The sequence below is a fragment of the Mycoplasmopsis hyopharyngis genome (genome assembly GCF_045276885.1).
In the GTDB taxonomy this organism is placed as follows: Bacteria; Bacillota_I; Bacilli_A; order Mycoplasmatales; family Metamycoplasmataceae; genus Mycoplasmopsis; species Mycoplasmopsis hyopharyngis.
The window spans coordinates 156,250-179,660 of the sequence record NZ_CP174164.1 but is presented as its reverse complement, the minus strand read 5'-3'; the positions used below and the strand labels follow the sequence as shown (position 1 = coordinate 179,660).

Below are 23,411 nucleotides of genomic sequence, written 5' to 3'. Positions count from 1 at the left end.
AAAATCTCCTTACTATAAAACCTCAGGAGCTAAAGAAACGATTTTACTATATTTAGTTTCACGTAATTCTCTAGCAACTGGACCAAATACCCGGGTTCCTCTTAATGAACCATCTTCTTTTACTAATACTACAGCGTTATCATCAAATCTAATGTGTGAACCGTTTGGACGGTTAATTCCATAACGAGTTCTAACTACTACAGCTTTTACCACTTGACCTTCTTTAACAATTCCGTTTGGTAAAGCTTTTTTAACTGAACAAATTACAACATCACCAATATTTGCAGTTTTCTTTCTTGAACCACCCAAAATTCTAATTACACCAATTTCTTTAGCACCAGAGTTGTCAGCAACGTTTGCTTTTGATAATTCTATAAGCATTAGTTTGCTCCTTCAATAGCGTGTTGTTTAATTGATACTAAACGGAAGTGCTTGGTTTTAGATAATGGTCTAGTTTCCATAATGATTACAATATCGTTTAACTTAGCTTCATTTTTTTCATCGTGAACTAAGAATTTTTTACTTGATTTGTAACGTTTTGAATATAAAGGGTGGGCTTTGTAAGTATCAACTTCAACAGTAATAGTTTTGGTTCCTTTAACAGAAACTACTTTACCCATTAAAGTTTTACGAGTATTTCTACTTTCCATTATTTAGCCTCCTTTTGTCTTTGATTTAGAATGGTTAAGATTTTTGCGATATCTTTTCTAACTGCTGATATTTTGTGTGATTGGTCTAATTGACCAGTTGAATTTTTAAAACGTAGAGTTCATAATTCCGCTTTTAAATCAACTAATAATTTGTTTAATTCATCGGTTGATTTTTCTTTAATATCTTTAAAAAGCATTAATTATTACCTCCTTGTTGTTCTACTTTAGATTCACCAGTTTTTTCAAGTATCTTTCATTTAACTGGTAATTTGTGTCCACCTAATCTTAAAGCGTCATATGCAATTTCTTTTGAAACGCCTGAAACTTCAAACATCACAGTGTTAACTTTAACAGGTGTATATCATTTTTCTGGATTACCTTTTCCAGATCCCATACGAACCCCAATAGGTTTTGAAGTTTTAGCAAAGTGAGGGAAGATTCTAATGAAAACTTGACCTTCACGACCCATACGTCTAGTAATAGCGATACGAGCAGATTCGATTTGTCTAGCATCTACTAAGTTTGCTGTTACTGCTTGAAGTCCAAATTCACCATAAGCAACTGTGTTTCCACGGAATGCTTTTCTTTTGTCATATGGTCTTAAAAATGGTTTACGGTATTTAGTTCTTTTTGGTTGAAGCATTTTTATCATCTCCTTCCAAAATGTCACCTAATGAAATTCAAACTTTAATTCCAATAGCACCATAAGTGGTTCTAGCAGTTGCTGTTGCGTAGTCAACTTTTTGTCTTAAAGTGTGTAATTTCATTAAACCTTCAGAATATCCTTCTGTTCTAGCCATATCAACACCGTTCAAACGACCTGAAACAGAAGTTTTAATCCCTTTCGCTCCTGCTTTTAAAGCATCACGAATAATTTGTTTTTGAGCAATACGGAAGCTTTCACGATTTTCTAATTTAATTGCGATAGATTCTGCTGCTAAACGAGCATTAAGTTCTGGTTTTTCAATTCCAACAACTTGTAAATTAATATCAAGATTTTTGTTTTTTAAGTATTTTTTAAGTTGTAAAGTTAATGCTTCAATGTTTTTTCCACCTTCTCCTAAGATAACAGCAGGTCTTGCAGTATTAACATATACAGTTATTTTATTTTTTTGGTTTCTTTTGATTTCAACTTTACCAATTGAATATCTACGTACTAATTTTTCGAAGAACTTGTAAATCTTTGCATCTTCAACTAAGAATGTTCCATAATTAGCTTTTTCTGCAAATCAAACAGTATTATGGGTTTTTGTTATACCATAACGAAAACCATTTGGATTAACCTTTTGTCCCATAAATTATTCTCCTTTTTCTTCCAATGTAATTGATAAATGTGAAGTACGTTTTAAAATTTTAAATGCTCTACCTTGAGAGTGTGGTTGAAATCTTTTTAAGGTTGGTCCTTCATTAACTAAGAGTTCTTTAATAAATAATTTTGTTGCATCCATCCCATGGTTGTGGGTGGCATTAGCGATGGCTGATGATAACAATTTTTCAAATAATTCTGCTGCTTTTTTATCGGTATTACGTAAAATCCCTAAAGCAATACGTACATCTTTTTTTCTAATTAAGTCAGCAACTAATCTAGCTTTTCTTGCTGAAATTCTTTGCATATAAACATGTGCTTTTGCTTGTGGCTTATTATTTAATGATTTTTCCATAAACTATTTTTTACCTTTATCAGCACCATGACCTGAGAATGTTCTAGTAGGAGAAAATTCACCTAATTTGTGTCCTACCATATCATCAGTTACATATACATCAATAAATTGTTTACCATTATGTACTTGGAAAGTTAAACCAACAAAACTTGGGAAGATAGTTGAACGTCTTGATCAAGTTTTAATAGGTTTTTTAGGTTGTTTCTTTTCAACAATAGCTTCAACTTTTTTTAGTAATGATTCATCAGCGAAAGGTCCTTTTTTAAGACTACGAGCCATTATTTAGTGTCCTTTCTTCTTCTTATAATTAATTTATTTGAAGACTTCTTAGTTTTTCTTGTTTTAACCCCAAGAGCTTTTTTACCTCATGGAGTTAATGGAGCCTTACGTCCGATAGGTTGTTTACCTTCACCACCACCATGTGGGTGATCTACAGGGTTCATTACAGAACCACGTACAGTAGGTCTTACACCTAAGTGACGATTACGTCCAGCTTTACCAATGTTTACAAGTAAGTGTTCTTCGTTTCCTACTTCACCAATGGTTGCACGACAACGCGCTAATATTCTTCTGGTTTCACCAGATTTTAATTTCAAGACAACGTATTTTCCATCGTCATCTTTACCTAAGATTTGTGCTGAGTTACCAGCAGATCTAGCAATAACACCACCAGCGCCAGGTTGCATTTCAATATTGTGAATGAAAGTACCTTCTGGAATGTTTGCTAATGGTAATGAGTTTCCTAATAGGATATCGGTTTCATTACCTGAAATAATTTTTTGTCCAACTTGTATTCCTTTTGGAGTTAAGATATATCTTTTTTCTCCATCAGCATAAACAACTAAAGAAATATTTGCTGATCTATTTGGATCATATTCAATAGTTTTAACTGTTGCAGGAATGTTGTCTTTATTTCTTTTAAAGTCAACTAGACGGTAGTATCTTTTAACTCTTCCACCATGATGACGAACTGTAATTTTACCTTGGTTATTACGTCCAGCACTATATTTCAATTGAACTAACAATGATTTTTCTGGGCTATGACCGGTTAAATTATTTTTGTAATCAAGAGCAGACATGTTTCTACGACCATTACTAGTTGCCTTGTAATGTTTTATAGACATATATTTGCATTCTCCTTGCTTAAAAATAGATGTGGATTTTTCTTCTAAGCAAAATAATTTCCACTAATAATTATTCTTCTTTTTTGGTTTTGGTAGTTTTTGTTGTTGAAGCTTTGGTAGTAGTTACTTTTTTAGGTTTTTCTTCTACCTTTTTAGCAGTACTTGCTTTAGGAGCAGCAGGTTTTTCAGCTTTGGTTTTTGCTAATTTTGCTGCAACTTTTTCTTCAACACTCTTTTCTTTTGCTTTTTGTTCTTCGGTTTTAGCAGTGTCTTTTTTCTTAGTTTCTTTCTTCTTGGTTTCTTCTGGGTAGAAGTTTATTTTTTCACCTTCTTTTAAGAAAACATAAGCTTTTTTGTATCTGTTTGTAAAACCATTGAATCTACCAACACGTTTTGGTTTTTTATCAACTTTAATTAAGTTAACTTTTTCAACTTTAACTTTAAAAATAAATTCAACTGCTTTAGCAACTTGGAATTTATTTGCGTATCAATTAACTTCAAAAGTTACTACATTATTATTTGCTTGTAATAAGTTAGTCTTTTCAGTTTGGATAGGTTTTTTAATAATTTCTGTTAATTCCATTATTTAGCTCTCCTTTCCACAATTTCAAGACCTTCTTTTGAAATAACTAATACATCAGCACCAATTAAAGCTTCAACACTTACTGAACTTGGTCTATAAATAGCTACATTTGGTAAGTTTCTTGCTGAACGATAAACAATTTCATCATTTGTAACAATTAAAACTGTTTTTAATTCATTAACTTTTAAAGTTGTTAATTTTTTAAGAATTTCTTTGGTTGAAATTCCTTCAAGTTTTAAGTCATTAACTGCGATTGCTTTTTCACTAGCTAACATAGTTAATGCTGATCTTAAAGCCAATTTACGAACTTTTCTATTAACTTTAAGTTTGTAGTTTCTTTCTGGTGTAGGACCAAATGCTCTACCACCACCTACAAATACTGGTGATCTTAATGATCCAGCACGTGCTCTACCAGTACCTTTTTGTTTTCATGGTTTTTTACCTGAACCTGAAACTTCAGCACGGTTTTTAACATCGTGTGTTCCTTGACGTAATGCAGCTCTATCTGCTACAATGGTGTCAAAGATTGCTTGTTCGCTAACCTTTTCAGCAAAGAAGATTTCTTTAGCAAGTTTTGAATTATCAAAATTCAATGAAACTTTCTTAACTTCTTTCTTAGCAACTTTTTTAGGTTCTTTTTTAGCGGTTGGTGCTTTAGGAGCAGCAACTGGTTTTTGAACTTTTTCAACAGCAGGTTTTTCTTCTACCTTTTTAGCAATACTTGCTTTAGTAGTTGTTGCTTTTTTAGGTTTAGCAGTTTCTGTTGGTTTTTCTTTTTCAACAGCGGTTTCTTTAGCTTTAGCAGTTGCTTTTTTAGCGGTTGTGGTTTTAGGTGTGGTTGCTTTTTTAGGTTTTTCTTCTTTTTCTTTTGTTTCTTTTGGAGTAGTTGTTTTTTTCTTAGTGATTTTTTCAACAATTTTCTTTGCTTTTTCTGCTTGTTCAACTTCAATTGAAGATGATGAAGTTAAAGCATCAATTAATTCATTTACGGCTTCTTTAACTTTTTTAGCCTTTTTAGCAGCTTCTTTTTCTTTTTCAGTTGGTCCTATAACTTTGGTTACAGTTTTTTTCTTAGGAGTTGTTTTTTCTTTTTTAACTTCTTCAGCCATTATTTGTCTCCTTTAGTTTCACTTTCCAACTTTGCTTCAGCTTCTTGAATCAATTTAGCAAGTTCACTTGAATTGGTTCCGACTGTAACTTCAATATTGAATTTTTTAGCTTTTTCCATCAATTCGTTCATTCTAACAACTTCTTTCATATCAACAAGTTTAATAGCTTCGTGTGATGGTAAACCTTTAACAGCTTCTTTGATGGTTACAAATGAGTTTTTAGCTCCTGGAATTGAACCTTTAATCAAGATTAAATTGTTTTCTAAATCAATTTTAACTATCTCTAAATTTTGAACTGTTGTTCTAACATTACCTAAATGTCCAGGCATTGTCATACCTTTAACAACTTTATTACCACTAATGTCCCCTAAAGAACCGGTTTGTCTAACAGGTTGTGAACCTCCACCACCACCATGTGATTTAGGTCCAATATGTTGGTTTCATCTTTTGATTGTACCAGCAAACCCTTTTCCTTTTGAAGTTCCGGTAACATCAACTAATTCACCAGCTTTGAAAATGTCAGCTTTAATTATTTGTCCTAATTCGTAACCTGACATATTACGAATTTCTTTTACGTAGCGCTTAGGTGTTGTTTTAGCTTTTTCAAAAGCACCTTTTTCTGGTTTGTTTGTTCTTGATACTTTCTTTTCGAAAGCAGCTAATTGAATAGCTTCATAACCATTGTGGTCTTTTGAAAGAACTTTAGTAACAACATTAGGTTGAACTTCAACTACTGTAACAGGTATAGCAAAACCTAGTTCAGTGTAAATTTGAGTCATTCCAACTTTACGTCCTAAGATTCCTTTCATAAGTTTCCTCCGTTTTTTAAAAACTATAAATGCTTAAAGATTTAAGCAACTGTTGCTTGTTTGAAAACAAGTCAGATTTTATTTTGTTGTAATTTGAATTGAAACACCTGAAGGTAATTCATATCTTTTGATTTGATCAAATGCTTTTTCATCAAATTCAGTTATAACAACTAAACGTTGGTAAGTTTTTGATTCGAATTGTTCACGTGATTTTTTGTTAACATGAACTGATCTCAAGATGGTAACTACTTCTCTTTTGGTTGGAAGAGGAATAGGTCCGCTAACTTTAGCCTTGTTTTTTAAAGCAACTTCAACAAGTTTTTTAGCAGCCAAATCAGCTTGAGCATGATCAAAACTTTTAATTTTGATATTTAATTTACTCATTGTTGTATCCTTTCGTTCTTAATGAACTTTACTCCGCAAAAATTTCTTACTAAACCCTCTACAACTTTGATCTAGTAACAACCTTTTGTTTCATAGTAATAGTTGCGTCTTCAATTGTATTACAAAATGATTTTTTTAAAAGCAAATTCTTATTAATATTATTTACTTTAATAAGTACATATAAAATTAAGCATATAAAAATATACTTATATTAAGCAAAAAGTCATTTTTTAGGCTTTTTTAGTGTCTTTTTTTAACTTTTTAATTTTTTAACTCTTTTAGGAAAAAAGAGACTATTTTTTAATATTTTTTAGCAAAAAGTAAAAAAATTTTAGAAGTAAAATAAATAAAAAAACTTAATACACAAAAACCCATTATTTTGAAGCATTTTTTTTATTTTTGTTATAAAAATGGCCTTATTTTTGTAAAAAAATATCTTTGTTTACTATTATAAAATATAAGTATAAGATACAAATTAATATTCTATTAATAGTAAAATACTTTATAATAAATTTAATTTATTATTGCAGTGATAATAAATAACATTCTTCCAATATATTAATATGTTTAATAAAAATGAGGTAATATGGCTAATATAAATATTTTCGCTTTGGGCGGACTAGATGAAAATGGTAAAAACTGTTATGTTTTAGAGTATGAAAATGACATTTTTGTTATTAACACCGGAGCTAAAGTACCAATCAATTCAAACAATGGTGTTGATACTTTAATACCTAATTTTAGTTATCTAGTTAAAAACAAAAACAAGATCAAAGGCTTATTTATAACCGATGTTAAGAACGAAACCTTTTCAGCATTACCATGATTTTTAATGCAAATTCCTGATGTTACAATTTACACTTCAGCATTTAACAAGATCTTAATTTTAGATAGATTAAGCAAGTATAAAATCGATAAACCAAATTATAAAATCGAACTAATTAATAAACCATTAACTATAAATGATGTAACTATTAACACCTTTGATTTAGCAGGTTCAATGCCTGGTCATTTTGGTTTGGATTTTGTAACCAAAGATGGAGATATCTTATTTTTAAGTAATTTTGTTGAAGGCAATTTAGGTTTTTATGGGAATTTGAACTTCAATAAAATTAAAGAAAACATAATCAAAGATAGAAAAGTATTAGCGCTAATGGTTGATTCAGGAATGGCTAACCATTCAGGAAGAGCTATTACAAAAATTGGTATCCCTAGTTCTGTAAAAGAAGCTTTTGAAAAAGCAAAACCTAATGAAAGAATTATAGTTGGAGCATACGATGAAGAAATGGTAGCTATTAATTCTATTTTAGATTTAGCTAAAAAACATAAAAGACCAGTAGTAGCATATGGAAAAACTTATGGACAATTGCTTTATTTAATCAGAAAAATTCACCCCAAGGTTGAATTCCCTGAAATCATTGATTACAAGCTTTCTAACAAAACCGAAAACGCTGTAATTTTAATTACAGGAGCAGTAGAAAGACTTTATTCACGTTTTTTAAGAATAACCGATAAAAACGATGTATTTTTAACCTTAAAACCTTCTGATTTAGTAATTATGATTGCTCCTCCTATTAACGGTTTAGAATCTTTACTAGCCGTTGCTTTGGATGAAGTAGCAAGAATTACTCCAAAAATCGTTGAAGTTAATCAAGATGAATATTATCGTCATAGACCTGCTAGAGAGGATTTAATTAATCTAGTAAAAACTATTAAACCACAATATGTTATTCCAGTACAAGGACTATATAGATATTTAGTGGACGCTGGCAAATATATGCGAGAAGCATTAACGCTTAATGAAAAGCACTCACTTATTTTACAAAATGGTAAAGTTGCTCATTTTATTGATGGCAAATTATCTTCAACTAGTGGAAAAGTAAAAGAAGTTGGAGATACCATCATTGATGGTTTTGGAATTGGCGATATTTCTTCGGAAGTAATTGCTGAAAGAGAAGTTTTAGGTAGAGAAGGCGTTATTTTAATTAGTGCTTTATATAATTCTAAAACTAAAAAATTAGAAGGAAAACTTCAAGTTAATTACGTTGGTGTAATAACCAAAGAAGAAAAAAAATCAACTACTGAATTGATAAAATCAATTATTTCTAATATCTTATTAACCGAAACTTTTACCGGTATCAAAGATATTCAAGAAAGAGCTAGAAAAGTTATTAGAAAAAAAATATTCAAAATTATGGATAAAGAACCAATGGTAATTGTTACTTTTACCGGTGTTCAATAATATACTAAAGTGTTAAAAATTAGTATGTAAATAAAAAATCATTTTTTCCTTATTAGTCTATAAATAAGGTGAAAATGATTTTTTTATTCTTTTAAGTCCGAAACTAAAAGTGATATTGAGATAAAAATCAAAAACTGTGAAACACTAAAAAATATGCTGTTTAAAGTTCTTCTAATTAAAAATATACAATATACTTTATTTAATATTGATAACAAAGTATATAGATTGTAATCGAGTGTAAAAACAAAAAAGTTTTGGTTGTCCCTAAAACACCAAAGTATGGAGAAGAAATGGGTGAAGTCGGAAAATTAAGTATCAAAGAATTGATTAAGATTATTAAAGAAAACACTTTGTCAAGGCAAGATGTAATTGAAATTTTTGATCAAAAGTTTGATGAAAAATTTGACAAAAAGTTTGATGAGAAGTTTGATGAAAAATTTGATGAAAAAATTAAACCAATTTTAGAAAGACTTGATAGATTAGAATCATTCCACAAGAAAGAAATTGAAAATTCACAAGAAAAATAAATTTTGTGAATTTTTTCTTAACTTTTTTTAAAGCTACAATCACTTTTTTATATTTTAATTTTTTAATATTGAAGAGCAATTCTTAAATAAAGATTAATATCTAGTTTTTAATAAATAAAAAATAATTTATAAAGAAAAAATGACCTAATATAAGCTTTATACACTATTACTCTTTGTGCTGTTATTGTTGCTACTTTTGTTAGTTGCGCTAAAAACATAAAATAGAAACATTAATTAAATTAAAAATGAAGAAAGCTTTTAAACACAAAACAAACAAAACTAATTTAAAGCACACTTAAAATTAGTATGTAAATAAAAAATCATTTTTTCCTTATTAGTCTATAAATAAGGTCAAAATGATTTTTTTATTCTTTTAAGTCCGAAAGTTAATTTATCTTCTTTTCTAAAAATGTTAAAAAACTATATATATCCGCTCTGTACTTTTTAATGTTAAAAATTACTCTTGAAATAAATAATAAAAGGTCTTTTTCAAATTGTATTGCTTCTTGTTCTGAGTGGAATTCTATTGCTTCATCGATTAAAAATAGTGATTTATTTTTAAAAGCCATTTCTAACATTTTGTCTTCAATTGCTAATTTTAAATTCACTTTTTGATTTTCAAACAAAGCATTTTGGAATCTATAAAATAGCATTCTCTTGTGTTGTCTTAAAAATATTGAATAGTACATTTTAGAACTTTTACTATCGTGTTCTTCAATAAAGTTCTGATCAACAATCACATTTAAATCATCTACTTCTAATTCAGTTCCAAATAAAGTGGTATCAAATAAAGCGAATGTTGGTAAAACATTTTTAACCTCATTAATAGTACCAAATGTGTCAATTAATTGTTCTAGGGTTTGTCTTACTATATTTGAGTATAAATCTAAACAATACTCATTTGTTTGCTCTTGTACAATGTCTTTGATAGTCTTTTTTGAATTTGCTCTTTTAATATTACTTTCTGTTAGAGGTAATAATTTATTGTCAATAATTTTGGTTACAGTAGCAAACACATTTAATACTAATTCGTCACCATGAGGTGTTCTAACTTTAAAATTTTGATCAATAATTTTTGGTTCATTTGCTCTCATCCCAATTAAAAAATCGCTTTTTCTTTCTGAGGCAAATAATTTCATTTTAGATCTAGGGAAATAAATGCTTTCTTCACGAGTTTTTTTGTCAATGTAAAACATTTCATATTCAACATCATCATCAGCAGTAACAATCCGATCCGGATTTGTAGAAGCTTCTTTACTAATAAAATACTTTTTAAAAACATCAATTTGGTTTTGAACTTCTTGTTGATTGATTTGATCTATTTTAACTTTATTTCAATAAAGTTCTGGATTTTGAGTAGCATCGAAATCGGTCAAACCAAAAATCATATATCTACATTGGATTTGCTTTCTATAATCAACAATTAGTATGTCTATATTTCTAATAAAATCAGGAACATAAATCAAATTGTTTTCTTTAATTGTATTTTCTATTTGTTCTTTAAAAAAACCTAAATTAAAAGCATGCGAAATAATAAATGCAGCTTGTTGTTCTTTTTCTATTAATCTAAAATTAGAAAATTCATCATCAGGAAATAGAGACATAATTTGATCTCATTGTTCTCCTTTGATAACGTATTTAAGTTCAAAATTTTGATATTTATGATTATTTTTCATACTTAACTCGACCTATTTTATCTTTTTGAGTAAAAATAAACTAACAAAATAAGCACGGTTAAAGCTGCAATTAAACTTAAAGCAAAAACAATCAAAATAATAGTAGAGTTAGTTCTACGTTTTCTATAAGATTTTAGAACTTTGGGATCGCTAAAGCATTCCTTCATTACTTCTTTAACCTTTATATCTAAGGTTTCTTTAGATAAGCGAGAAATATCATCTAAATCAATAACTTCAGTTTTATTAAATTCCATTTGTTGGCTATTATTGATATCTTGTGATCCTGTTTGCTTATTTTCTAATTTATTTTCTTCATTATTCATATTTTTAAATTTTACCAAAAAAGGTATAAAAAATGGTGGAGATGTCGGGAGTTGAACCCGAGTCCACACAACAAACTATTTACTAAACTTTTTACAGTTTAGAAAAATTTTAGGCTTAACGAAAATTAAAATACAAATTTTTCAAAAACTCTAATAATCACGACATCGTTAATTCATTATAGCTAAGATGTTTTACTATAACTTATCTCTAAAACCCATTTAATAAAACCGAGAAATTTTACCAAACGACTTGTTTAGCAATTAAGCAAAAACAAGATTTGAAGCAACTTGGTTTTGGTTTACAAAAGCAAGGTGTGAATATTCTTCATATTCACTGGTTTTTTTAGTGTTTGCACTTAAAAAGCCTAGAAGTATTTAGGTTTACAAGACCACTGATTTAATAAATATCTATTGCATGTCGAAGCCATTACACCCCCACAAACAATTACATTATACATTATTTTTAGCTTCTTCGGTAGCTGGTTCAATTGTTGGCTGTTCACTAGAATCTTTTAAACTTTTGTATGTTTGAATTAAAATATCTAATTGTTCTTGTCTTGATAGATTTTCATCAAGCACTAATATTTGTTGTAAGTTTTCAAACATAGGATCTTGTCTAATTTCAAATGGAATACTTGCCGTTTCTAAAACATCATTGTCAAATAATTTAACAATAACTTCAAAAGCGATGTCTTTTAACATTTTTTCAAATTTCTTTGTTCCTTCTTCGGTATAAACTTGGAAAGGATTTTTTTGTGAATATTGAACTAAATTAACATTTGAACGTAATTTATCCATAGCATCGATATGGTTTTGTCAAAATTGATCAACTACATCTAAAACAGCGTTTTTTTCAATATCAAAACAATAGTTTTCATTAAAACTAGTTTTAATTCTTTGTCTTCAATCTCTATATAAATCAACTAACTTTTCGGTTATATATTCAGGTAGTTCATCTTCTTTGATAACTTTTAATTCTTCAAAAGAAAACTTATAATCAATTGCTCTACCTAAAACTTTTTTGTTTAAGAATTCAACAAATTCAGCATATTTAAACAATCCTGTTTTTTCTCTAAATCTATGGTTAGATACTAGTGAAAAACAAGCATTGATAATCATTTTTACAATTACAAATTCAATGTCTTCATTTGATAGAATTAAATCTCTTTGAGCATAAAATAAATCTCTTTGTTGTCTAATAACATCATCATAATCTAAAACAGATTTACGTGAATCATAGTTCAATCCTTCAATTTTCTTTTGTGCTTGATTATAAAATGATTGTAAACTTTTTGAAGTTATTTCCTCATCACCTTCAGTTCCATAGGCTTCTTGAATCATTTGGAAGTTTGAAAATCTTTGCATCAATTGATCATCAATTGAAAGGAAGAATTTTGAAACTCCCGGATCACCTTGACGACCCGAACGTCCTCTTAACTGGTTGTCAATTCTTCTACTTTCTGCTTTATCTGTTCCTAAAACATATAATCCGCCTAATTCAATTGCTTCAGGACTTGGTTTAATATCAGTTCCCCGACCGGCCATATTGGTAGCAATAGTAACTGCACCAACTTGACCAGCTTGTGAAACAATGTCTGCTTCTTGTGCATTTTGTTTAGCGTTTAAAACAGTATGAGGAATATTAGCTTGGAATAGTAAATTATGTAGTAATTCTGATTCTTCAATTTGAGCAGTTCCTACTAAAACTGGTTGTTTTTTTTCGTATAACTCTTTAATTTTTTCTACAACAGCAACTCATTTGGCTCTTGCATTTCCATAAATTGAATCAGGTAAATCTTGTCTAATTAATGGTCTATTTGTAGGAACAACGTTTACACGCATGTTGTAAATATTAATAAATTCAGATTCTTCAGTTTTGGCTGTACCTGTCATTCCACAAAGTTTGTTAAACATACGGAAAAAGTTTTGATAAGTAATAGTTGCTAAAGTTTTGGTTTCTGGTTCAATTTCAACCATTTCTTTTGCTTGTAAAGCTTGTTGCAAACCTTCTGAATAAGCTCTACCTTCCATAATCCGGCCTGTAAAGGCATCAACCAATTCAATTTTTCCATCTCTAACAATATATTCAACATTATTTTTCATTACTTTATGTGCTCTTAAAGCATTTTGCATTCTATGTACAAGTTCTGAGTTTTCAATATCATATAAGTTGTTTATATTAAAAAACTTGTTTGCTTTTTCAATCCCATCATGGGTTAAAGTAATTGCTTTTGATTCTTCATCAATCGCATAATCATCTGGAGTTAAAGTTCTTACAAACTGATCAGCAACATAATAAATTTCAGTGCTTTCAGCTTGGCCACCTGAAATAATTAAAGGGGTTTTGGCTTCATCAATTAGAATTGAATCTACCTCATCAACTAAACAAAAATAAAGACCTCTTTGAACCTTTTCACTTAATTGGCTAACCATATTATCTCTAAGATAATCAAAACCTAATTCTGAATGGACACTGTAAGTGATATCACAAGAATAAGCTGCTCTTTTTTCTTCTGGTTCCATTTGTGCTTTATTAATTCCAACTGTCATTCCTAAAAAATTAAAAACTTGACCCATTTCTAAGGCATCACGTTCTGATAGGTATTCATTAACGGTAGAAACAATTACATTTTTACCAGTTAAAGCATTTAAATAAACAGGAGCAATAGAAGTAATGGTTTTACCTTCTCCTGTTTTCATTTCTGCTACTGAACCTAAATCTAATAAAATTCCACCTAACATTTGCACATCAAATGGTCTTTTCTTTAAAATTCTATCTGTTGCTTCTCTAGAAACAGCAAAAACTTCCGCTCTTATTGATTCGAGCGAATAACCTTCTTTTAGTTTATTTTTAAATTCAATAGTTTTGTTTTGTAATTCTCTATCGGAAAGTAAAGAAATTGATGGACCTAATTCATTAATTTTTTTAAGGGTCTTTTCAGCAATTCTCATTTCAGTTGATTTAAAATTAAATAATTTCATAATGTTTATATTTTATATTAATATATGTAATGTATTGCTAAAACTCTTTAAAGAATAAATTAATAACCCTTAGTTTTGCTTATTCTTTAAATATTTTGCAACATTCTTGTATGTAATTCGATGCTCATTTATTAAACCATATTTACCCATAGCTTGTTCATGGTCTTTTGTGCAATAACCTTTATGCTTTTCAAAACCATATTTAGGAAATTCTTTTGCTAATTCAATCATATAATCATCTCTATAAACCTTTGCTAAAATGGAAGCAGCAGCTATTGAAATGCTTTTTTGATCTCCCTTAATCAAATTAATTTGTTCATATTCACAAGTAATTTTTTCAAAATCAGTTAGAACCAAATCTGGAATATTTGTAAAACTTTTAATTGCATTTTCCATTGCAAAAATGGAAGCATTTTTAGGATTTAATTGATCAACCATTTTGGAAGAAATAACTTGATAGTGATATTCAATTGCATCTTTTTGAATGATTGAAACGAGTTTACGTCTTTGCTTGTCAGATAATTTTTTAGAATCATATATTTGGTCATTTTGATAACCAGTAGGAAATAAAACAGCTGCAACTACTAATGGGCCGGCACAACAACCACGCCCCACTTCATCACAGCCAATTATTTTTAACTTATTTTCTTTTTGTAATTCGTTTTCTATTCAATTCATTTTAACGTTTTAACCTATAAATAAGTAAAATACAAAAATTATAGTAATTTAATTCCCTCTTGTTTTAAGTTTTCTAAATCTTTTTCTGGTCAAAAACCTACTTGTACTTCACCAATGTGTTTTTTCTCTAATAAAAACATTGATAAACGACTTTGACCAATTCCTCCGCCGATAGTAAAAGGAAGTTTGTTTTCTAAAATACTTTTATGATATTCACGTAAATCAGCATCACTTACATTCATTTTTTCTTTTTGATCCATTAAAGATTTAGCATTAACTCTAATTCCCATAGATGATATTTCTAATGCTTTATCTAATTCAGCGTGATAAAAAATCATATCTCCATTTAGATTTCAATCATCATAATCGAATGAACGTTTTGAATGAGGAATGTTTGATTTTGCTAATTTATTACCAATGCCAATGATAAAAACTGCTTTGTGTTTTTTACAAATTTCTAATTCTCTTTGTTCAATACTTAAATTTGGATACATGTTCTCAAGTTCTTGGGCAGTAATAAAAAATATTTTTTCTGGTAATTTTTTCTTTAATGCTGGAAAGGTAAAATTCAATTTATTTTCAACATATCTAATTGAATTGTAAATTTTATTAACGACACCTTTAAGAAAGTCAATGTTTCTATCTTGTTCTCTAATTACTAATTCTCAATCTCATTGATCCACATAATATGAATGAATTTCATCTAGATCTTCTTCTCTTCTAATCGCATTCATGTCTGTGTATATACCTTCATAAATATCGAACATATATTTTTTAAGTGCAATTCTTTTTCATTTAGCTAATGAATGAACAATTTCGAAAGACATATCAGGTTGATTTTTCGGATTGAAAGACACAGGTTTTTCTCCTGATAATCCATCATTTATTTTTGAATGTGAATCAACAAATAAAGGAGCAGAAACTCTAACAAGATTTAAGTTTTTATTAAGTTGCTTTGTAAAAGCAAACTTTAAATCTTGTATTGCTAATTGAGTTTCTTTAATATTTAGTTTAGGTTTGTACATATGACCTTTCAAATTTAATTATTGTTTAATTTAACAGTTTTAAGATTTTCTTTCTTTAATTTATTTAAAATTTCTTTTCTTATACTTCCTTCAAAATTTTCAAAAGGAGTTTGTGAATTAAATAAAGCAATAGTGTTACCATAATATTTATTATCATTAGACGATGTTTCTAAATAATTTATACCAACAAGGTTAAATTTTGAATCTATACACATTGAACCACTTGAACCACCAGTTAAATGACCTTCTTGATCAGTTAAATTTTGCAACATTGACAATTGCATAATTGTTTGTTTTGCCATTCCGTGCGGGATATCATTTCTATATGGTTTTATATATCTTTTTCATTTATCAAATGTAGAATTTCAATCTTTGTTTTCTGCTTCATTATATCTAGTTCAAATGCTATTTATAGCAGAATCAGGAATTATTCTATTTTTAGTAACTACATAACCACCTGTTGATTTAAGGTTTTTGTATTTGATTTTATAACTAACAATATCTTGAGGAAAACCACCAATATATTGAGTTTGCATTGGAAGAAATTCTTCATCTTTTCCTACACCAACATATCAATTAGCTTCTTCAGGTTTATTTAAAATAGAATATAAATTTGGAAATAATGATTGCACATTACTTTCTGTCATTTGTAATTTTAAAACTACAAAATCGGCACCAGCATTCTTGGTTTTTCCTATTCTAGTTTGTGAATCAATATCATATAAATATGTTTCAGCATCTGCTTTTTGTCTTTTTACACCTGAAGAAATAAATCTAGGAGTATATCAATTCATATCTAAATATTGTTCTCAAGCATTTGTACCTCATTGATATTTTACTTCTGTACCAGCAGCACTTAAAGCAAATGGAGATTCTGGTTTACCAAAAATAAATCTTCCTTGTCTTTCGTTTAAGGGTTTTAAATTATTAATAATTTCATATTTAATATTATTTTCAGCATAAACAGTTTCTTTTTTATCAGTAGAATGTCAAAAACCACCATATCAATTTTTTGAAGCTACGCTTTCAACATAAGGGTCGATAAATGTAAGTGATTTATCAAAAATTTCATTTGTTGTGGCAACATGAATATTTGTAGCTACTAAAAATTCATATTTTCCTTGTTTTTGTAATTCCTCATTTGGAATTCTATCTATCAGTCAAGCTGTACCGCCGGTATCAGAAAAGCGCAAAGAAAATTCACTACTAATATAAGGATGTCTTTGATATTGTCATGAACGAGTATTTAAACTAAAAGAACGTTCATAAATATATTGATGAAAATCATTATCGCTTTTTAAATAATCACTTGTGTTTGATTTTAATTTGATGATGTATTTTTGACCATTAGTAGTTGTTAATAAAATTTCTATGGTTCCTTGTCCATCATCAAAATTAACTTTAATTTCTTTTAAGTTGCTAATGGAAAAAATATTCTCAATATCTTTAAGTTTTAAAAAGTATAAAAATTGACTTAAATTTGATGGTAAAAATCCAAAAGGATTCTTTTTAACAATTTCTTCTAAATTAATTGTTTTTTCTTGTGCATTTGTTGCTTCTGCTTCTTGAAAATTTTCTAAGTACTTCTGTTTCATCATAAATTCAGATGAAAAATTTTGATTAAAGTATTTAATCTTTTCAGCATCTGATGAACCGTAATCTCCATAAATACCAACGTTTGTTAAGTTTTTGAAAAACTCATCAGACATTTTTTTGCTTTCTTCAACAGATACAAAATTATTAAAATCAATTCCTTGACCATTGTTGTAATTTTTTAATGTTCATAAAAAATTGTTCAAAGAAGCTTTATATAAAGGAGTTTGATATCAAATTTGTTTTGGACTTTGGGTTGTTAATGTTTGTTTAGAAAAAATGTGTTTGTCTTTAAACAAATCAGAATTTTCTTCTGGTTTATATAATTTTTCACCATTGAATGAAAATTCATTTTCTTGTTTGTTTTTAAAACCAGTTAATTTAAGGAATTTATAATTTTTGCTGATAGCAGAAGTAGTTTTATCTTTTAGATAAACTTTAACTTCAAGTTCATTAAAAATTTCATTTTTTTGTAATTCAATTTTAGTGTCATATTTTTCTTTAGTGTAATTGTTTACTAAAATATTTTGTTCGCTAAAATCTTTTAAAAGAATATTGAAAGGTTCAACATTTGTAGAAATTTGAAGGCTTTCTACTTCTTGTTCCATTGTTTTAACTATTAAAAAGTTACCAAATGAAGCTTGTTTAAACTTTTTGCTTTTAATTGTAGTATTTGGTTTATATAATCAAACTTTAATAGTTACTGTTTTAGTAGCTTGTTCTTTGAAAAATTCCATTTGAACTTCATATTTAGAACTATCGTAATTTTTAACTTCAAATTCATTTGGTGACACTTGTTCAAAATCTATTTGACTAGCTAATAAATTAGCTTTTAAAGAAATGCTAATTTGGTCAATACTTTTGTCCATTTCAGCAATTTCTTGTTGAATTGGATCTACAGGCTTTTCTGGATCCTCTGGTTTTTCAGGTTCAGGTTCGCTAGGTTTTGTAGTAGGTCAAATAAATTCTTGTGTGATAAAGTTAGTAGTTTTTTGATTAGTTTCTTTGTCTACTAAATAAGCATTAATGATTATTTTTGAATTTTGAGCATCTCTTTGTAAAACTATTTCATGTTTAAAAAATTTGTCATTGTATCCAAAAATGTCAAACATTGAAGAATTAACGTCTTCAAATTTAATGGCATTTTTATCAATATTAGATTTTAAATCTATTTTTACTTTTTTTAATTCATCTTCAATTTTAGGTTTTAAATCTTGTGTTTTTTTATGCTTATCTGTTTTACAAGCAACAGATAAACTTGTTATAAAACTTAAAGAAGAAAAAACTGAAAGTGTAAGTAAAAATTTTAAACTCTTTCTTTTCATAATAACTCCTTTGATAGCATTATATACAAATAATGTGCTCTGGGCTCTATTAATATTAATACAAAATATTAGTAAACTAAAAAATAATTAAGATATTAAAAATATTTTTTTAATTCTTTTTTTACTTTTAATAAGTATTTTTATTTTTTATATTATAATAAATATGCTTATTTTTAAAAGCAAATGGAGGGGTAGCGAAGCGGCCAAACGCGGGTGGCTGTAACCCACTTCCTCACGGTTCGGGGGTTCGAATCCCTCCCCCTCCACCATTTTGCCCCATAGCCAAGCGGTAAGGCATCGGTTTTTGGTACCGACACGCGTTAGTTCGAATCTAACTGGGGCAGCCAAATCATTCATTGACTCAATTGTAATAGCTAAAAAAACTTGTAAATTCCCGATTACAAGTTTTTTTCTTATTTTTGTAATAAATTATTTCTTTGCTTTAAAAACTTTTTTCTTTCTTTAGTTAAAAACTGGTCTGGAATTTTTTCAAAGTTTTTTTCAATTTCTGTACTTTTAGCATTTTGAGACCAAATAATTTTTCCGTTTTCTGAATCATAAGTAAAAACATTTTTATCAAACATTTGATGAACATTAGGAGTTAGATTTAAAAGGTTATCATCACAATCAATTTCTTGTTTTGCTTTTTCAAGAAATTTATCTGTGTTTAAGTTTGAGAGTCCAATTTTTTTATCATTAATTTTTACTAATTGTAAAATTTTGTTTCATATTTCATTTTTGATATCGCTAACATTTTTAATATGAGCATTTTCAGGTTTGATGTTGGAATTGTCAATTGTAAAAACTTGTACTTTTCGTTTGCTAGCACTATTTCTATAAGTATTAATTTTTGCAAAAACTTTTTGTTTTTCTAGAATCAATTTGCCTATTACATTTTTAATTTTATTTTGTAAGGATTTTAATTCTTCTCTTGTTTTTTGCTCTTCTTTTGTTAACAAAACAAACATATTTTTTAAAAAAGCAAAAATTGGTTCCTTATTTTCATCACAACTAGATTTTATAAATTCAATGTATGTTTCTTTAGCTTCTTGAACATCTTCATTTATTTGATCAATATAAGAATAAGTTAAATCTTTAATTTGGTCAAAGAACATTATAAAATTACCTGCTTCATTAGTAGATATATTTTTTTCATTAGTTATTTGTACTTGTGCATTTTTAGGACTTGAAAAACTACCTGTTGGGTTATTACCAGACAATATTGCAATAATATTTTTAAAAGTACTTTTGTAATTTTGTCTAAATCATTTATTGAGTTTGATTAATTCATCGTTTTCTAGTTCTTTTATTTCATTTCTGTTTTCTTTTGTTCGCGCTTTTTGACAAGTGTCATTTCCAAAAACAGCTTTAAACAGTGATTCTCTAGCTCTAAAGTTAGAGTTTTCTAATCCGAATCAACTTTCGGTAGTTAAAAGATCTAAATTAACTTCAGAAAAAGTTACATATCATTTTAGTATTGAACCATTTAATTGATTAACAAAAAAGTGTAGTGTACCTTTACAACTAGCAGATTTTGTTTTTGATTTTTTGGTAGCAAATTCATATGAATATTTAGCAATTTCTATTAATTTAGACATTCTATTATCTCCTTAAATATTTCTTCTAGCGCTTCAACACTTATTGAATTACCACATAAAAATAGCATTTTTGAAGCACTAACTAGGTTTGTGTTTTTGACTTTTAAATAATCTTGAAAGTCAAAACCCATATATTCAAAGGCTTCTGATTCTTTTATGTAGCGAAGTATGTTTAGTTCTTGTGAATAGAATTTGATTCTGCTATTAGCACCAGATGCTGTTAAAGTTGGTCCAGTACCATTAATGGAATAAATATAATTTTCAGAGTTGAATTTAGTGTAATTTTTTAAAGCTGCTTTAATAATTCCGGCTTTGGTTTTTTTAAATTCAGTTCTTGAATATTTAGTTAATAAGTCTAGAGTTTTGTCATCTTTTGTGAATTTAATAATGTCACTTAGTTGTTTATTGCTTGTTTTTGCTTTGGGAAAGACAAAAGGTTTTTTCAAATGTTGTTTTAGAATTGAAACACAAAAAACACGTTCTCTATTCTGAACGCTTCCATAGTCTTTTGAATTTACTATTTTTCAATTTGAAACATAACCTAATTTGTTTAGCTTGTCAATTCAATTTAAAAATTGACCTTTAAATTTGTTGCTACCTAATGCTTTGACATTTTCTAAAAGTAAAACTTTAGGTAAGTTATTTTTATTATTTTCTAAGATTCTTTCTACTTCAAGTAAAAGACCTGATCTTGTGTCTTTATTAATTCCTTTTTGTTTACCTTGTTGAGAAATATCTTGACAAGGAAATGAATAGGTAAAAATATCAATATTCGGTGGTAAAACTTCTAAGTTAGTTATACTAGTTGTATTTGAATATTGGTATGTCCCCCCCCCCGTGAAGGTTTTTACTATGTAAATATTGTTGATTTACAAAGGCATAAAGATAAGGGAAAATTTGTCTTAGTTTGTTTTCATTGATGCGGTTGAAATAATCTTTTGATACTATACTTTTACTATTAGAACTAAAAAGATGTTGGTTTAATATTTGTACCATTTGTTCTTTTGACATTTGCTTTTCTTGTTCTAGATTACCATAATGGATACTAATATAACCAATAATGGCATCAATATAAAATTCACAAACACCTATTTTTTCTACATTAATATTTTTTGTTTTTGCAATTTTGTCTAGGGCTTTAGCTTGTGAACCAATTCCAGCAAATGATTCGTATAACCTAATAGTTTTCATTAAATTATTATAGCGCGTAGTATTTTTAACCTTGTATTAAAAAGCAATAAAAAACACTCATAATTTTTTTATGAGTGTAATTTATTTGATTTATTAAATCAAATTATTATTCAATAATAACTTCTTCTTCAGCTTCTGTTGAAGTTGTAGTTTCTTCAGCAGTGGTTGTTGAACTTGGGTTTTCTGCAGAATCAGCCATTGTAGCAATTAAGCTTTCGAATTGTGAAATTCTTTCTTTTAATTCTTCAATGTTCTTTTCTTTGATTAAAGCTTTGAAGCTTTCGATTTCTTTGTTAGCTTCTTCTTTTTGTTCAGGAGTTAATTTGTCATCGTATTCTTTAATCATTTTTTCCATTTGGTTTACTAATGATTCAGCACGAACAACAGTTTCAACTTCTTCTTTACGTTTTTCATCAGCTTCACGGTTTGCTTCTGCTTCTTTAATCATTTTTTGAATTTCAGCTTCTGAAAGTTTTGATGAATTCTTAATGGTAATTGATTGTTCTTTTCCAGTGTCAACATCTTTAGCAGTTACTTTAGTAATACCATTAACGTCAATGCTAAAGCTTACTTCGATTTGTGGTTCACCTTTACGAGCACGTCTAATACCGCCTAAGTTAAATTGACCTAGCAATTTATTATCTCTTGCCATTGGTCTTTCACCTTGTACTACACGGATGGTAACTTCTGTTTGGTTATCAGCAGCAGTTGTAAATACTTGTGATTTAGTTACAGGGATAGTTGTGTTTCTATCAATTAAAGGAGTTGAAATACCACCAGCTGTTTCAATACCTAATGTTAAAGGAGTAACGTCTAATAGTAAAACATCGCTAATTTCACCAGCTAAAACCCCCCCTTGAATAGCAGCACCCATAGAAACAACTTCATCAGGGTTAACTGTATGGTTAGGTTTTTTACCTAATACTTTTTCAACTAATTCTTGAACAGCAGGAATACGTGTTGATCCACCAACTAAAAGAACTTCATCTAAATCTTTAATTTTTAATTTAGCTTCTGCTAAGGCATCAGCAATAGGTTTACGTGTTCTTTCAACCAATGGTGCTGTCATTTTTTCGAATTCACTACGTTTTAATTCGAATTCTACGTTGATTGGTTCTCCGGTTTCAGCTACTGCTAAAAATGGTAATGAAATAGTAGCAACAGATTGTGATGAAAGATCAATTTTAGCTTTTTCAGCAGCTTCTTTTAATCTTGCCATAGCCATTTTGTTTTTTGAAGCATCGTATTTGTGTTCTGATTTAATTTTTTCAATTAATCATTTAACGATTTCGTTATCTCAGTCGTCCCCACCTAAGTTGTTATCACCTGAAGTAGAAAGAACTTCGAATGTACCACCTTCTAATTCTAGAATAGAAACGTCGAATGTACCTCCACCAAGGTCATATACAAGAACTTTTAAGTTCTTATCTGTTTTATCAACACCAAAAGCTAATGCAGCAGCGGTAGGTTCGTTAATAATACGCATAACTTCTAAACCAGCAATACGTCCTGCGTTTTTGGTTGCTTCACGTTGAGCATTATCAAAGTAAGCAGGAACTGTAATAACTGCTTTAGAAACAGTTTTACCTATTTTCTTTTCAGCATATGCTTTTAAATGTTCAAGAATTAAAGCAGAAATTTCTTCTGGTTTGTAATCTCTTCCATTAGCATGAACTGTTTTGCTAGTTCCCATTAATCTTTTAATAGAAGCAATAGCATCTGGATTGGTTTCAATTTGTCTTTTAGCAACTTCACCAACAGTTACTTCACCATTTTTAAAACTTACAACAGAAGGAGTAGTTCTTTTTCCATTTAAGTTTTCTAATACTACAGGTTGTCCATTTTCTATAATAGAAACACAAGAGTTGGTTGTTCCTAAGTCAATCCCTAAAATTATTTCTTTTGCCATATTTTCTCCTCGTTTTTTTAAT

24 protein-coding genes, 2 tRNA genes and 1 other RNA gene are annotated in these 23,411 nt (G+C 28.6%); 4 read left to right on the top strand and 23 right to left on the bottom strand.

All coding sequences use genetic code 4. From position 1 onward, the window contains the following. Positions 1-12 precede the first annotated feature (12 nt). From rplN to rpsJ, 12 genes are all read right to left on the bottom strand, one after another. Complete coding sequence (gene rplN / locus ACJA25_RS00705; RefSeq protein WP_406615753.1) at positions 13-381, bottom strand: 50S ribosomal protein L14; 369 nt, start codon at positions 379-381, stop codon at positions 13-15. After that, positions 381-650: a 30S ribosomal protein S17 gene (gene rpsQ, locus ACJA25_RS00700; protein ID WP_406615751.1), complete on the bottom strand. Its 270-nt coding sequence runs from the start codon at positions 648-650 to the stop codon at positions 381-383. The genes rplN and rpsQ overlap by 1 nt, the downstream gene beginning before the upstream one ends. Beyond that, positions 650-847, bottom strand: coding sequence for a 50S ribosomal protein L29 (gene rpmC / locus ACJA25_RS00695; protein ID WP_406615749.1), 198 nt, complete (start codon positions 845-847; stop codon positions 650-652). Before rpmC ends, rpsQ begins: the two co-directional genes overlap by 1 nt. Next, positions 847-1,293 (bottom strand): 50S ribosomal protein L16, encoded by a 447-nt coding sequence (rplP, locus tag ACJA25_RS00690; RefSeq protein ID WP_406615747.1) that lies wholly within the window; start codon positions 1,291-1,293, stop codon positions 847-849. The genes rpmC and rplP overlap by 1 nt, the downstream gene beginning before the upstream one ends. Beyond that, positions 1,271-1,945 (bottom strand): 30S ribosomal protein S3, encoded by a 675-nt coding sequence (gene rpsC, locus ACJA25_RS00685; RefSeq protein WP_406615745.1) that lies wholly within the window; start codon positions 1,943-1,945, stop codon positions 1,271-1,273. Before rpsC ends, rplP begins: the two co-directional genes overlap by 23 nt. A 3-nt stretch (positions 1,946-1,948) precedes the next feature. Next, a complete protein-coding gene (gene rplV, locus ACJA25_RS00680; protein ID WP_406615743.1) occupies positions 1,949-2,311 on the bottom strand; it encodes a 50S ribosomal protein L22 in 363 nt (120 codons plus the stop codon). A 3-nt stretch (positions 2,312-2,314) separates the two neighbouring features. Then, on the bottom strand, positions 2,315-2,590 hold the full coding sequence (rpsS, locus tag ACJA25_RS00675) for a 30S ribosomal protein S19 (RefSeq protein ID WP_406615741.1): 276 nt from the start codon (positions 2,588-2,590) through the stop codon (positions 2,315-2,317). Then, positions 2,590-3,435 carry a 50S ribosomal protein L2 gene (rplB, locus tag ACJA25_RS00670; RefSeq protein WP_406615739.1) on the bottom strand — a complete coding sequence of 282 codons (846 nt, stop codon included), beginning with the start codon at positions 3,433-3,435 and terminating at the stop codon, positions 2,590-2,592. Before rplB ends, rpsS begins: the two co-directional genes overlap by 1 nt. 70 nt (positions 3,436-3,505) lie before the next feature. Beyond that, on the bottom strand, positions 3,506-4,018 hold the full coding sequence (gene rplW, locus ACJA25_RS00665; protein WP_406615737.1) for a 50S ribosomal protein L23: 513 nt from the start codon (positions 4,016-4,018) through the stop codon (positions 3,506-3,508). After that, on the bottom strand, positions 4,018-5,127 hold the full coding sequence (gene rplD, locus ACJA25_RS00660) for a 50S ribosomal protein L4 (RefSeq protein ID WP_406615735.1): 1,110 nt from the start codon (positions 5,125-5,127) through the stop codon (positions 4,018-4,020). Before rplD ends, rplW begins: the two co-directional genes overlap by 1 nt. After that, complete coding sequence (rplC, locus tag ACJA25_RS00655; RefSeq protein WP_406615733.1) at positions 5,127-5,936, bottom strand: 50S ribosomal protein L3; 810 nt, start codon at positions 5,934-5,936, stop codon at positions 5,127-5,129. Before rplC ends, rplD begins: the two co-directional genes overlap by 1 nt. A gap of 78 nt (positions 5,937-6,014) precedes the next feature. Then, complete coding sequence (gene rpsJ, locus ACJA25_RS00650) at positions 6,015-6,320, bottom strand: 30S ribosomal protein S10 (protein WP_406615731.1); 306 nt, start codon at positions 6,318-6,320, stop codon at positions 6,015-6,017. A 586-nt stretch (positions 6,321-6,906) separates the two neighbouring features. On the opposite strand from rpsJ, the gene ACJA25_RS00645 reads away from it, so the two are divergent. Together ACJA25_RS00645 and ACJA25_RS00640 are read left to right on the top strand one after the other, a co-directional pair. Then, the gene (locus ACJA25_RS00645; RefSeq protein ID WP_406615729.1) at positions 6,907-8,562 is read left to right on the top strand and encodes an MBL fold metallo-hydrolase RNA specificity domain-containing protein; all 1,656 of its coding nucleotides are present in this window, start codon (positions 6,907-6,909) and stop codon (positions 8,560-8,562) included. 290 nt (positions 8,563-8,852) lie between these two features. Further along, positions 8,853-9,089 (top strand): hypothetical protein, encoded by a 237-nt coding sequence (locus tag ACJA25_RS00640; RefSeq protein WP_406615727.1) that lies wholly within the window; start codon positions 8,853-8,855, stop codon positions 9,087-9,089. A 386-nt stretch (positions 9,090-9,475) separates the two neighbouring features. On the opposite strand, the gene ACJA25_RS00635 is transcribed toward ACJA25_RS00640, so the two are convergent. The 7 genes from ACJA25_RS00635 to ACJA25_RS00605 all read right to left on the bottom strand — a co-directional run bounded on the left by ACJA25_RS00635 (position 9,476) and on the right by ACJA25_RS00605 (position 18,691). Beyond that, positions 9,476-10,765: a hypothetical protein gene (locus tag ACJA25_RS00635; protein WP_406615725.1), complete on the bottom strand. Its 1,290-nt coding sequence runs from the start codon at positions 10,763-10,765 to the stop codon at positions 9,476-9,478. A gap of 17 nt (positions 10,766-10,782) precedes the next feature. Further along, positions 10,783-11,088: a hypothetical protein gene (locus ACJA25_RS00630; protein ID WP_406615723.1), complete on the bottom strand. Its 306-nt coding sequence runs from the start codon at positions 11,086-11,088 to the stop codon at positions 10,783-10,785. A gap of 33 nt (positions 11,089-11,121) precedes the next feature. Continuing rightward, positions 11,122-11,525, bottom strand: a transfer-messenger RNA (tmRNA) gene (gene ssrA, locus ACJA25_RS00625). Between the two features lie 13 nt (positions 11,526-11,538). Continuing rightward, entirely contained in the window at positions 11,539-14,070 is a 2,532-nt protein-coding gene (secA, locus tag ACJA25_RS00620) for a preprotein translocase subunit SecA (protein ID WP_406615721.1), read from the bottom strand. Between the two features lie 69 nt (positions 14,071-14,139). After that, positions 14,140-14,748, bottom strand: coding sequence for a ribonuclease HII (locus ACJA25_RS00615; protein WP_406615719.1), 609 nt, complete (start codon positions 14,746-14,748; stop codon positions 14,140-14,142). Positions 14,749-14,786: 38 nt separating this feature from the next. Continuing rightward, on the bottom strand, positions 14,787-15,773 hold the full coding sequence (gene asnA, locus ACJA25_RS00610) for an aspartate--ammonia ligase (RefSeq protein WP_406615717.1): 987 nt from the start codon (positions 15,771-15,773) through the stop codon (positions 14,787-14,789). A 14-nt stretch (positions 15,774-15,787) separates the two neighbouring features. After that, the gene (locus ACJA25_RS00605) at positions 15,788-18,691 is read right to left on the bottom strand and encodes an MAG2960 family serine endopeptidase lipoprotein (protein WP_406615715.1); all 2,904 of its coding nucleotides are present in this window, start codon (positions 18,689-18,691) and stop codon (positions 15,788-15,790) included. Between the two features lie 185 nt (positions 18,692-18,876). Between ACJA25_RS00605 and ACJA25_RS00600 the strand changes: the two genes are divergently transcribed. Both ACJA25_RS00600 and ACJA25_RS00595 read left to right on the top strand, forming a co-directional pair. After that, positions 18,877-18,960, top strand: a tRNA-Tyr gene (locus ACJA25_RS00600). A gap of 3 nt (positions 18,961-18,963) precedes the next feature. Continuing rightward, positions 18,964-19,038, top strand: a tRNA-Gln gene (locus ACJA25_RS00595). Positions 19,039-19,104: 66 nt separating this feature from the next. On the opposite strand, the gene ACJA25_RS00590 is transcribed toward ACJA25_RS00595, so the two are convergent. The 4 genes from ACJA25_RS00590 to dnaK all read right to left on the bottom strand — a co-directional run bounded on the left by ACJA25_RS00590 (position 19,105) and on the right by dnaK (position 23,389). Continuing rightward, positions 19,105-20,289, bottom strand: coding sequence for an MAG4270 family putative restriction endonuclease (locus tag ACJA25_RS00590; protein ID WP_406615713.1), 1,185 nt, complete (start codon positions 20,287-20,289; stop codon positions 19,105-19,107). Further along, positions 20,277-21,023 carry a DNA cytosine methyltransferase gene (locus ACJA25_RS00585; RefSeq protein ID WP_406616173.1) on the bottom strand — a complete coding sequence of 249 codons (747 nt, stop codon included), beginning with the start codon at positions 21,021-21,023 and terminating at the stop codon, positions 20,277-20,279. Before ACJA25_RS00585 ends, ACJA25_RS00590 begins: the two co-directional genes overlap by 13 nt. A 67-nt stretch (positions 21,024-21,090) precedes the next feature. After that, positions 21,091-21,480 carry a DNA (cytosine-5-)-methyltransferase N-terminal subunit gene (gene dcm_N / locus ACJA25_RS00580; protein ID WP_406615711.1) on the bottom strand — a complete coding sequence of 130 codons (390 nt, stop codon included), beginning with the start codon at positions 21,478-21,480 and terminating at the stop codon, positions 21,091-21,093. 106 nt (positions 21,481-21,586) lie between these two features. Beyond that, positions 21,587-23,389, bottom strand: a complete 1,803-nt coding sequence (gene dnaK / locus ACJA25_RS00575; protein WP_406615709.1) for a molecular chaperone DnaK — start codon at positions 23,387-23,389, stop codon at positions 21,587-21,589. Positions 23,390-23,411: the final 22 nt, after the last annotated feature.